At 38.6% G+C, this 12,364-nt stretch carries 10 protein-coding genes; 4 read left to right on the top strand and 6 right to left on the bottom strand.

Translation table 11 applies throughout. The annotated features are described in order from the left end of the window. Positions 1-205 precede the first annotated feature (205 nt). Positions 206-910, bottom strand: coding sequence for a PEP-CTERM sorting domain-containing protein (locus tag V7K41_RS22900; RefSeq protein ID WP_334851917.1), 705 nt, complete (start codon positions 908-910; stop codon positions 206-208). 551 nt (positions 911-1,461) lie between these two features. On the opposite strand from V7K41_RS22900, the gene polA reads away from it, so the two are divergent. The 3 genes from polA (at position 1,462) to V7K41_RS22885 (ending at position 6,208) form a co-directional block, all read left to right on the top strand. Further along, positions 1,462-4,404, top strand: a complete 2,943-nt coding sequence (gene polA, locus V7K41_RS22895) for a DNA polymerase I (RefSeq protein ID WP_334851915.1) — start codon at positions 1,462-1,464, stop codon at positions 4,402-4,404. A gap of 128 nt (positions 4,405-4,532) precedes the next feature. Then, positions 4,533-5,468, top strand: coding sequence for an ABC transporter substrate-binding protein (locus V7K41_RS22890; protein ID WP_334851913.1), 936 nt, complete (start codon positions 4,533-4,535; stop codon positions 5,466-5,468). A 167-nt stretch (positions 5,469-5,635) separates the two neighbouring features. Further along, on the top strand, positions 5,636-6,208 hold the full coding sequence (locus V7K41_RS22885) for a hypothetical protein (protein ID WP_334851911.1): 573 nt from the start codon (positions 5,636-5,638) through the stop codon (positions 6,206-6,208). A 353-nt stretch (positions 6,209-6,561) separates the two neighbouring features. Here V7K41_RS22885 and V7K41_RS22880 read toward each other — a convergent pair whose 3' ends face one another. The 5 genes from V7K41_RS22880 to V7K41_RS22860 form a co-directional block, all read right to left on the bottom strand. After that, the gene (locus V7K41_RS22880; protein ID WP_334851910.1) at positions 6,562-7,110 is read right to left on the bottom strand and encodes a hypothetical protein; all 549 of its coding nucleotides are present in this window, start codon (positions 7,108-7,110) and stop codon (positions 6,562-6,564) included. Between the two features lie 47 nt (positions 7,111-7,157). Next, positions 7,158-8,126 (bottom strand): FTR1 family iron permease, encoded by a 969-nt coding sequence (locus V7K41_RS22875; protein ID WP_334851908.1) that lies wholly within the window; start codon positions 8,124-8,126, stop codon positions 7,158-7,160. A gap of 134 nt (positions 8,127-8,260) precedes the next feature. Further along, positions 8,261-8,695 carry a ferritin-like domain-containing protein gene (locus tag V7K41_RS22870; protein WP_292860509.1) on the bottom strand — a complete coding sequence of 145 codons (435 nt, stop codon included), beginning with the start codon at positions 8,693-8,695 and terminating at the stop codon, positions 8,261-8,263. 138 nt (positions 8,696-8,833) lie between these two features. Further along, on the bottom strand, positions 8,834-9,871 hold the full coding sequence (locus tag V7K41_RS22865) for a helix-hairpin-helix domain-containing protein (RefSeq protein WP_334851905.1): 1,038 nt from the start codon (positions 9,869-9,871) through the stop codon (positions 8,834-8,836). 198 nt (positions 9,872-10,069) lie between these two features. After that, positions 10,070-11,095 (bottom strand): multicopper oxidase domain-containing protein, encoded by a 1,026-nt coding sequence (locus V7K41_RS22860; RefSeq protein ID WP_334851903.1) that lies wholly within the window; start codon positions 11,093-11,095, stop codon positions 10,070-10,072. A gap of 908 nt (positions 11,096-12,003) precedes the next feature. Between V7K41_RS22860 and V7K41_RS22855 the strand changes: the two genes are divergently transcribed. Beyond that, positions 12,004-12,195 (top strand): CbtB domain-containing protein, encoded by a 192-nt coding sequence (locus V7K41_RS22855; protein WP_334851901.1) that lies wholly within the window; start codon positions 12,004-12,006, stop codon positions 12,193-12,195. Positions 12,196-12,364 lie beyond the last annotated feature (169 nt).

The raw sequence follows: 12,364 nt of genomic DNA, 5'->3' as shown, positions 1-12,364 counted from the left end.
GACTTTAGTGCTTGGAAAATTAAGGACTAAAGTCCTTACTACGAACTTGCTTATCCATCAATTTAAACTTGACAGACTACTACCGTGAGGATATAGGCGCAATAAAAAACCCGATTCTCGAAAAAATCGGGTTTTTTCATTATTTAAATTAGAGAGCCTGCTTGATAGATAGGATGGAAAAAACCTACCTATTTAAGAAAGCCTATTAATTAAACATTTTGATCCAGCTTTTTTTACGTTGTGACAATAGACAAAGCCCAGCAACTAAACCAATTCCCAGTGTGGCAGAAGATTCAGGTACTGATTTCACCTCATCGTAGTCATAAGTTACTTTGATACCTGCTTTAGCGTATGTATCAATGTAGGATCTCATGTTGCCCGAACCTGTAACTACTGAGTTGGCTAAAGCTGAGAACAAAAAGTCTATGTCGCCATTACCAGTGAAAGACTTCAAGAATTGGGTATTGGTGAAAGACTGAGTAGCAGATTGTGTGGCAGTTAAGTTAGAAATAGTCTTTCCAGAGGTGCCACTATAATCAGTAATATGGTCATATTTAGCAGCTTGATAACTTGAGATATCTTGTGGATTGAGCGCAAACAGAGACTGATTATTTAGTTTTAAACTGATTTGACTAGCAAGATTTACTGTCACCTGAGTCGCGGTTGGACTCCTGTTTTCAAAACCTGCATTTCCAAGTAAGTCGCCAGTAAAACTTATCGTTACACCCTTAAGTGTACCCAAAGATGAGTCAAATTTTTGGACGCTCAGAGGTGCATCAATGATATTTGTAAAATCGTAATCAGTGGAACTAGTGTAGGAGAGAGAAGCTGCATTAGCTGCTCCAGATGTTGCAACAATTCCTGCCAAAGTTGTAGCAGCAGCTAGAGTGTTGAATAGTTTTGTTGTCATGGATAAAAGATGCCTTTCTGAAACGAATCATTACGGGATTACTAACCTATTTTTAACTCTGAAACTTTGCTTGTAGTCTTGATAAATCCACTTAACTTTATGTAAAGTTATTATGTTCAAATTCCTTCGAGAAATAGACTTTTTGATTGGTATATATAAAGTTTTGTTAAGGTAAAGAGGTTTTGACAGTGGTAATCTTATGTCGAAATATTAAGCTAGTTTTTGTTGTTCCTGAGAAGTAAGCTAAGTCAACCTAATTAAACATAAAACGCTCAGGAGATAGATCCCCGACTTCTGGTTATAAGTGTGGGATCTAGCTACTATCTGGTTACTATGCTTGTACTCGCGTACTTAATTAGGCTGGTATCCCTGCCAAAAGTTGGTTCTATTTGGTTTCCATACTAAATCTGTAAATGCGTAGACCTCGTTTTGTATAGAAACATACTAAAATAAAGCAGTACGCAAGAACTGCGCTATTATCGCCAAAGCCAAGCTGAACGAGCATCTGAAATTGCTAACTATGTGACAAAGCTTCTGGCTAAAATAGGGCTATGTCTGAAACTTTTACTTCTGCAACTGCAACACGCCCCACGTTCATCCTCGTAGATGGGCACTCGCTGGCTTATCGTTCATACTTTGCTTTCGCCAAAGGGCGAGATGGAGGACTGCGTACCAAAGCAGGCATTCCCACCAGTATATGTTTTGGTTTTGTCAAGTGCCTGCTGGAGGTAATGGCAACACAACAGCCCCAAGCAATGGCGATCGCTTTTGATTTGAGTGAGGCGACTTTTCGCCACGAAGCTGACGATACTTATAAAGCCGATCGCAAAGAAACGCCAGAAGACTTCATTCCCGACTTAGCAAACCTGCATGAGTTGCTCAATGGCTTCAATCTACCAATTTTCACTGCCCCTGGTTTCGAGGCTGATGATGTTTTAGGAACCTTAGCACAACGAGTAACTGTTGCTGGATATAGAGTGAAGATTTTGACTGGCGATCGCGATTTATTTCAACTGATCGACTCTGACAAAGAAATCACTGTTCTAAATTTTAGTCCAGATGCCCTAAAGCGCTCTACAAATAGCATCACGGAATTTGAAGCAGAACAAGTCAAAGAAAAAATGGGCGTTTTACCTTCACAAATTGTTGATTTCAAAGCTCTTTGTGGTGATAAATCAGATAATATTCCTGGTGTCAAGGGAATTGGGGAAAAAACAGCGGTGCAACTGCTCAATACCTATGGTTCACTTGAGAATGTTTATGCTGCGTTAGATGAAATTAAAGGCGCAACTCAGAAAAAACTGGCAGCAGGTAAAGAAGATGCCGAAAAGTCTCGCTATTTGGCAACCATAGTTTTAGATGTTCCTATAGAATTTGATTTAGAAGATTGTGAATTAAAAGGGTTTGATACAAGCGTTTTATCACCCATTTTAGAAAAGTTAGAATTTAAGTCTTTTTTAGGTAAAATAAACGACCTTCAGCAACGTTTTGGTGGCAAAGTTGAAGAAAAGCAAGAAGCTAAAGTAGACGCAAGTAATGCCAGTACTAATTCAGAATTAAACGCTGATGAAGATAATGATTTGTGGTTTTTCAGTGCTAGCGATACAGCAGCAGTTCCACAACAATCTACTTCCCCAATTACACCACGCATCATCAACACTGAAGCAAAATTAACTGAGTTAGTGAAAATTTTGCAAAAATTCACTAATGTAGAAACTCCCGTTGCTTGGGACACTGAAACCACCGATTTAGAACCAAGAGATGCTGAGTTAGTAGGAATTGGTTGCTGCTGGGGAACGAAACCAGATGACGTAGCCTATATTCCTGTCGGGCACAAAACTGGGGAAAATTTGCATAAAGATTTGGTGCTAGAAGCATTACGCCCAATTCTTGAAAGTGCTGATTATCCTAAAGCTTTACAGAATGCCAAATTTGACCGCTTAGTTCTAAAGTGTCAAGGAATTAATTTGGCGGGAGTGGTGTTTGATCCCATGCTGGCAAGTTACATTCTAAATCCAGATTCAATTCATAATTTGATGGATTTGTCGCAAAAATATTTGGGATTGATAACTAAAAGTTACTTAGATTTAGTTCCTAAAGGCAAAACAATCGCTGATATAGATATTCCAGCTGTAGCAGATTACTGCGGTATGGATGCTTATTCTACCTTTGGTTTAGTGGCGAAATTACGTGAAGAACTGGATAAAATTCCAGCTTTGTCTAAGCTATTAGTGGAAGTTGAACAGCCGCTAGAAGCAGTTTTAGCCGAAATGGAATATACAGGCGTCCGCATTGACGTTCCTTACCTTGAAAAACTTTCAGAACAGCTAGAAAAAGATTTGGCAGGAATCGAACAAAAAGCTTATGCTGCTGTTCCTGGTGAAACCTTCAACTTGAACTCACCTAAGCAGTTAAGTGAAATACTGTTTAACAAACTAAATTTAGACTCTAAAAAGTCTCGTAAAACTCCTACAGGCTTTTATTCTACTGACGCGGCAACGCTAGAAAATTTACAAGGAGATCACCCTTTTGTCGATGCTCTATTAGAGTACCGTACTCTACATAAGCTTTTCTCTACATACGTCAAAGCAATACCGAAATTAGTACGTCCAGATACGCAACGGGTGCATACAGATTTCAATCAGACTGTTACAGATACTGGACGTTTATCTTCTTCTAATCCGAATTTGCAAAATATTCCAATTGGCACAGCTTTTAGTCGCCAGATTCGTAAAGCGTTTTTGCCAGAACCTGGTTGGTTAATGGTAGCTGCTGATTACTCACAAATTGAATTGCGAATTTTGGCTCATTTGAGTCAAGAGCCGATATTAGTACAAGCATATCAGCAAAATAAAGATGTTCACACTGTTACGGCGCAGTTAGTGTTTGAAAAAGAAGATGTAACATCAGATGAACGAAGGTTAGCCAAAACTATTAATTTTGGTGTGATTTATGGAATGGGTTCTCTAAGATTTTCGCGCTCAACTGGGATAGATAAGACTATTGCCAACGAGTTCATTAAGCGGTTTAATGAACGATATCCGAAAGTATTTGCATATTTGGAGCGAGTAAAAAAAGAAGCGATCGCTCTTGGTTATGTAGAAACTATTTTCGGTCGTCGTCGTTATTTTGATTTTACTAATAATAGTTTACGCAAATTAAAAGGCAGTAACCCAGAAGATATCGATCTGAGTAAATTGAAAAATTTGGGTGCTTATGATGCAGGTTTATTACGCTCTGCGGCTAATGCACCAATTCAAGGTTCCAACGCTGATATTATCAAAATTGCAATGGTGAGATTGCATGACATTTTGAAGAAATATCAGGCGCGTTTGTTGTTGCAAGTTCACGATGAATTAGTGTTTGAAATTCCCCCTGATGAGTGGGAAGAATTACAACTGCAAATTAAGTCGGTGATGGAAAATGCAGTTCAGTTGAGTGTGCCGTTATTGGTAGAGGCGCGTGTTGGTGAAAATTGGATGGAGACGAAGTAAGTTTGATTGGGAATTGGAAGAATTACATTACTAATTCGTAATTCGTAATTAAACCGATAGCATCATTAGTAATTACGAATTACGAATACTAATATTTTACTATTCTTACTCATATAAGGAATTTTAATATGTATCGTCGTTGGCTTTTATCTGCTTTCACAATTTTGTTGAGTATAGTTTTAGTTGCTTGCACCACTGCAAATACTCAGCAACTACAAACAAAAGTGGAAAATACCACTGAGGCGACTAACACGAACTCTCAGCAATTATCAAAAGGATCGGCAAAAAGAGTGGTTGCTCTTTCTTCTCTATCGGCTGATATTATCTCTCGACTCGATCAAACAAAAGTTGTTGGAATCACTGGTAGCAAATTATTTAAGAATGACTCAAGATTTAAGGATATTCCCCGCGTTAGCGAAGGTCAAAGTCCACCAAATTTAGAGAAAGTGGTAGCACTCAAACCAGATTTAGTTATTGGTGCTGAAGGTTTTTCTAACATTCCAATTCAAAAACTTCAGCAGCTAGGAATTCAAACTTTGCTCACTAAGGTGAATAGCTGGGAATCTCTAAAAGAACTTACAAAAACACTGGCTCAGTCAATTAATGCCGATCCTCAGCTTTTGTTAAATCGTTATAAAACTTTCTTGCCAGATAAGCCAACTCAGAGTCCTTCTACTCTAGCGCTGGTTAGTCGTCAACCAATTTTAGCGCCAAATAAAAACAGTTGGGCAGGGGATTTACTGGCGAAATTCCAGGCGAAAAATATAGCAGCAGATTTACAAGGAAAAAGCCCAGTTGGTGGCTATGTGACGCTTTCGGCTGAGAAAGTTTTAGAAGCAAATCCAGAGGTGATAATTTTAGTTAATCCTCCACAAGGAAATTCGGAAGCGGCACTTTTAGATTCTTTGAAAAAAGAAGCTTTTTGGCAGCAACTACAAGCAACTAAAAATAACCGAGTCTATGTGTTTGATTATTTTGGTTTGGTAAATCCAGGTAGTATAGATGCAATAGAAAAGGCTTGTCAGCAGCTTAAGCAAGCGTTGTTTGCACGACAGGGCACTTAGCTCAATAATGGGAGAACATCGCAGTCAATAAAGAATGCATTTAATCGGAGCTTATTTTAGATAAAACCTTTATAAAACAGGCTTTTCAGTCTCAGTATGTTTTCAAAAATCAAAGCTGAGTCCTATATTAAGGAGTATTATTTACTTAGATATACCAGTATTGAAAAATGCAGATTGCTAAACTTCTCAAAAAATTTTGGCGATGGGTTCGTTGGTTCTTGATAAGTAGACTTGATAGACCTTCAGACAACTTAGTTGCTATTGTAATTAGTCTAATACCACTCATTTTTAACTGGGATGGAAATTGGTCAAGTAAAATTATTTTCGAGTTTGATTTATTCAACAAAATTACCACGCTATATTTTTATCTCACACCTTTATTGCTATTTATCAATAGCTTTTTGTTCAAAGAAGACTTGTTAAAATTTTTTAGTATTCTAGTAGCAGGGTTTTTTGGCTGTTTCATTCTTTTTGTGTTGATCGTACAATTAGCTCTAGGTAATCATATTAACCTTGTTGAGCGAGTAGAATGTCCAAATGGTAAAATTTTTAGTGTTTATGAGAACTTTGAACCAAGTTTCATCACTTCTGATGACGCTATTTGCCGATTTGAGTTACAACAAGAGAGAATTTTTATAGGAGTTATCAAAAACAGCAAAGAAGTTGGAGAAAAGAAGTGTCAAGTTAATACTAGAGAACCTAGTTTTCCAAACCGTCTTGTAAATGCGTGTACCCGATAGTAAGACAACATGAATTTAACAATTACTATGATTACTTCAACATTAAAATTACTTTGGAACTACTGCAAAGCATCTTTATTGTTTTTTTGTACTAAAAAATCATTAACCAATCCATTTTTTAAAGCATTCTTTGCACTCAATATTATCACTCCACAATACTCAACACTTTTTATTACAAAGCAGTTAAATAAGAGCGCTTCAGCTTTCCCATCTAAAAACTAGCTATTTACAGTGTTGTTGAAGAAGAGATACAGCTAAGGGACTTCCAATTAAAAAAATAATCAATCGCTGTGTAGGCAGGGGAGCAGGGAGCAGGGGGAAAAGAAAAATATCATCTGAATAAATTGGGTAATTTATTCTTTGGAAGTCCCTAATTCAAAACTATTAGGTTGAGTTTGTACTGCATAGGCTTCTTTTTCTAAATCTTGTCGTTTGACATCGGTATAGTGTCTAAAAAATGGTCGAGCATAATTGCTTGGTTGAATGTCTAAACCTAAAGTTTTTATTTTTCCTTTTCCGGCACATACCTGTGCTGCATGAACAGTTTCATGGATTAGTGTTTGAGTCCCAATATGTAACTCAAACACTACGGGATTAATCCAGATTTTTTTGTCAGCTTCTCTTAGTAACCCATAAGCTCCTCGTTTTGGTGGTAGTGCAATGATTACCTGAAACCCTTTCTTTTCTAGTTTATTTTTTAAATCTAAAAATTTTGCTTCTGGATTGGGTATTTGAGAAAGCAACAGTAAGGAATTTAATATAAAAATTTTGCTCATTGCCTTTTTGATTACTTGAAAACATTTGTATTCAATTTCAATGGCAGAAATATCAACTATGGCTTTAACTAAGGCAGCTCCTTCTGGATGGGCATCAGCGTAGCCATCGTAAGTAAGCGATCGCAAAGGCGATTCCCAGTCTATGACTGGGAATAAGGTAACTGACTGTGCTTTTAATCTTTTGTAGAACTAATTGGTTTTTGAGCAGAGGGGATATTCTTTCTACCTTCAGGAGAAGCACCTCCAAGGCTACGGAAATACAGTCCTCCAATGGTGAGTAAAAATGCCACATATCCTACTGCTTGCACAAGATAGAGATTATCTCTATAGCCAAATAAAGATTTGAGAATAATCCCAGGAAACTGTTCGTCAGGCAAGATTGTGGAAGTATTTGAAACCATTGGCCCCAAAATACAGGAGTGGACTTTTGTAAAACGTTCGTAATAGAAACAAAGGTTTTCTGTAGCACGACTGCTAAGAGCAAGGTTAGCTACAGCTTCGTCAAAATGTTTCAAGGCTGAAACTACCAACCCAGCGACAATCAGCACTAATAAAACGCCCATTACCTGGAAAAACTGGCTGATGTTAATTTTGACACCCCATTTAAATAGCAGCACCCCAATAGCAGATGCCCCTATCAAACCAGCAACAGCGCCCAATGCTGGCATTAATCCCTGTTGAAAATTAGCTGCAACGAAGAGAACAGTTTCAAAGCCTTCGCGGACAACGGCAATTAAAATTAAAGTAAAAACACCCCAGCCAGCATTTGAGTTTTGTGTCAGCGCTTCTGTTACTGCTCCCTCAACTGTAGCTTTCATGAATCTGGCTTGTTTAGTCATCCAGATTAGCATCCAACTGAGCATTGCGATCGCTAACACACTAAACACACCTTCTAGCGCTGGCTCAACTACAGTGGTGTATTGAGGATTCACAGCTCCCAGTACTTGAATTATCCAACTGAATAGCACACCGATTAAGGCACTGACGACAATGCCAACGCCGACACCAGCATATACCCAAGAGTTGAGTCGGGATTGTTTGGCTTTTTTCAGCAAAGCTAGCACAATGCCAACAACAAGGGCAGCTTCCACTCCTTCTCGGAGTGTTATTACAAAAGTAGGTAGAGCAGTACTAAAATTCATTTTTTGTCCTTTGTCTTTTGTCCTTTGTCCTTTGTCTTTTGTCCTTTGTCATTAGTCAGTTGTCCTTTGAATTTGTTTTTGACTAATGACTAATAACTAATGACTAATGACTAATGACTAATGACTAATGACTATTAACCAAAATCGCGTAACATCTTTTTCAGTTCGAGATTATGCATCTCTTCTTGTCCAATCATACCGCGAGCGAATTCTTCAAGGTAAATGCTGGCATCGGTAACAGTGTCGAGCAATTTTTTATACAGATCCAATGCCTTTTTTTCATGGGATAAGCTTTCTGCCAAGATATCCTTGACTTTATGCTGGTAGGTTTCTTCCATTGGGGCGATTTTCAGGGAGGGATGCCCATCTAAACCGGTGAGAATTTCTCCCACTTGTTCGGCATGAAGTAAAGATTCACTTGCCTGTGCTTTGAAAAAAGCCACAATTGGAATACGGTTAGGGCCAGTTACCATCAAAGAATAATGTGTGTAGCGCACTACCCCTGCTAGTTCAAATTCCATGATGGCGTTCAGCAGGTCAATAGTCTTTTTCTGGTCAAGTTCTTGCATCAGTTGTTAGTTAAAGTAACGAATGGAGTGTAATTAGTTAGGAGTTAGAAGTTCGTAATTCGTAATTCGTAATTCGTAACTTCTAATGATTTCCTCATTTTAAACTCCTTAACCTATACTTCCCATTAAATTAAAGTGTTATCGCTGTGCTTGGGTATTAGATTTGTCAACCACTTTTTGAGAGTTTTCCTCAATGGTTTTCACTAGCTTGGTAACATCATTAGGAATTTTTACTGCTTTTGCTGGTGGGATGGCTGCGGGCCAAACTTTTATTAGTTCGGCAAAACTAGTGTCGATTGCTTTGTGTGCTTCGGGATCTGCTTGAGCTACTTGACTAGAAATTCCTTTGTATAATTCATTGGCGTAAAAGACAAAACCACGGGAATCTTGATACTCAATTGGCGCGGTTACTTTACCATTTGCGATCGCAGCGCCATATTCGGAGTTAGCTGAATCTAGTAGTTCGTTAATTACCTGTAACGCAAATCCTGGTTTTGAGCGTTGATCTGCTGGCAAAGCTGCGATCGCTCCATCAACTGCTTGCATTGAAGAAGTAAAATTAGTCTTAACTTTACTATCTTTCGGGCTAGATTTTACTAAATCTTGCAAACTCACCAAAGTTGTCTTAAATTCTTTGACTTTGCGCTCATTCAATTGTTCTTCTACGTCAACGTAAATCTCCTCAACTGGATGTCCAATATGAGGTTCTGCCTGTTTTGGCTGATTCTGATCCAGTAGTTCTTGTGCTACCAAAAGATGCCCTTTCATTAAGCCTAATTTAGACATATAGTCAACATCTTTTGCCTCACCTGTGAGTACCACTTCTTGAACACCAACCTGGTCTTTAATTTGGTCGAACTGTTCTTGAGTAATTACTTTTTTAGTAACTAAATCTTCTGGTCTGCCATAGGGACGACTTGCCTGAATTTTGTTGGATAAAGCCGGGACACCTAGCTTGGCTTCAAACTTATCCAATTCTGACAATATTGCACTGTTAATGTTAATTTTTTCTTTGCCACCGTGACCACTATGACTGTTTTCACTTACTGTCTCTGTAACTGGAGGGCTAGCAACTGGTGCTGAGGGATTTTCTGCGGTTGGTGTACTGCTACAGGAACTTAAGGTAACTATTGCCGCAGCTGCCACTGTTAAACAGATATAGCGAAATCTTATCATTTCTGTTCCTCGCACAATTAAAAAGGTATTGGTTCAAATGCTTCAAACTATTACTCAAAGATAGTTTGTTTGACAAATTGTCATAGATTTTACTTTCGCATATAATGATATTTTTTATCAACTATTTGATTTTAAATTTTATTAATTACCAATTAAGTACCTTCTACTTAGCCAAAATAGAAATTACTATTGATTTTGTCATGAATTGTTAACAGTCTTTTGAGAGTTGCTCTGGGCAAGTACTTCAAATTGACCCATGCAACCGTTTTCTGCGATCGCATCCTGATGGGGATGGAACATATACTTACCTGGGTAGCGAAAAGCAAATTCCAAAATGTGCCTTTCGGCCATACCCATCGTAATCACATCAGCTTTCTCGCTAGGAGTCATACTCATGCCATAGCGATAGACATCAAAGAAATTGGCGTGAAGATGAAACGTCACTACCGGATCGTATTCAATAATGTTGAGAACATATAGCCGAATCAACTGATCTTGGTAAATGCGAATAGGATGATGCATATAATGGTGGGGCAAACCATTGAAAGCGTAATAATCATTATGGCTATCATCATTCACGTCATACCCAGCCATCACTAGTACTATTTCATCAGCCGGGGGACGGGGAGTCGGTGGATCGATGATAAACATCCCGTACAGCCCCTTAGCAATGTGACGGGTAACTGGTTCAATATGACAGTGGTACAAGTGAACGCCATAGGGTTCAGCATCAAATTCATAAATTGTGGCTTTGCCATTGCTGATTGGGCGAACACCATCCATTTGTGCCGGATGAACGCCATGAAAATGCAAAGAGTGAGAATGTCCGGCGTTGTTGAGAAAAAGCACTCGCACGCGATCGCCCTGTTTTGCCCGTAGCGTTGGCCCTGGGATGCGACCGTTTAAATCCCAGATGTTGTAAGAGACAGCACTATTGAGATTGATTATGGAAGTACCCGCAGTTAACTGAAATTCTCGGATAGTCCGCCCATTTTCTTGCTTCACCGTCCCATAATCAAAATCCCTTAACATCTTCATCGGGTTAGTAGCGTCATCTGGTGCTTCCATATCGAGTGGTGGCACTTTGACGATTGACTTACTTTGTAGATTTAGCATTTGCCAAAGTCCAGCTGCACCAATCACTCCAGCACCTGCTAGCCCCAGCTTCAGTAATTCACGGCGGCTCCACGGTTTTCCGTTACCTAGAGCGAAGTTGTTGGGCATGACATTTAGTTACGGTTAGCACTAAATAATTGCAAAAAATTTGCAATTAATTTTAATATTTTAGATGAATTAGTAATTATTGTCAATAATTTTTCAGTGCTTCAAAACTGCCGTTTAAGTTGTTAAATCTAGAGCGAGTGAGAATGAGTCCCGAAAAACTCTCACAAAATATTTTTAATTTTTAACTGTATTTATACCTTACTTTTGTATAAATCATATTCAGAAAAAATTAACTGTTTCATGCTTATCAAGGAAGGCAGGAGGCAGGAGGCAGGAGGAAAACTGCCCGACGCTCGCGGACTCGCTAACGCTGCGCTATCTACCTCCTGCCGCGACGCCTTGGGAGCAGGGGTTTAAGACCTCACCGTTTATACGGCGCAAACAAAAAGGGAGGGGTCTGAATCCTCTCCCAATTGTTCCTTCTGCCTCCTGCCTCCTGCCTCCTTCAATCCTGATATGCTGATTGCTTCAGCAGTACTTAGAGTACAAACAATGGGTATAATAGCACCTTGAATATGGACGCAAGCAAGAAACTGTTGCTAATCTGTAGGGTATTTGATTGGTTTAGGGATAACATAAGTCACGTTTATTCAAGGGATTTTGAATGCTTGATAGAGAACTTTTAATTTTTAATTTTTATCTGTTACCTTCGTGTTAGCAGCGCTGAAAATGTCGTCACTCCAAACTATGTGTCATTCTTTTGTTATTTGTATGGACTTTATGTGTAGATTTCTGCATCGCGATCGGCCGATGTCAAAGGATAGTATAGTGTTCACTAAAGTCCAATTACACAATACATTTGATACACACTTGTCAAATACAAAGTTGATGGTATATCTTTTTGCAATCAAGCGGCGTTATGTCCTTTGATTGATGAATTACCCAAATTTATTATTAGGAGGTCAAAAATGACTAGTTTTTCTCATATTTCACTATTGCAAAAGACCGCAGGTATTACCTTATCCAAGCCTGTGCAGGTAACGCTTTATATGCTGCTATCTTCTTTAGTTATCTGGACTGTTTTGTTCTCTACCTATCCTGCGGTTCATAACACAGCACACTCAGTGCGTCACCACACATTAGGCGTTGCATGTCACTAAATTATCATAATCCCAAGATTTTTAGCTGCATGAAGCTTTGCTATATTACATAACAAAGTTACGACGCTAAAATAGCGCAGATTTCGCGCCAGGGTTTTTGTTGGGAAATAAATTTTAGGTTTTGTAGAGATGATAAATAAAGCATCTCTACATCACCTTGACTTAATTG

Source organism: Nostoc sp. (genome assembly GCF_036917415.1).
GTDB lineage: Bacteria > Cyanobacteriota > Cyanobacteriia > Cyanobacteriales > Nostocaceae > Nostoc.
Note: the sequence above shows the minus strand (reverse complement) of the source record. Positions and strands in the feature narration are given on the sequence as shown.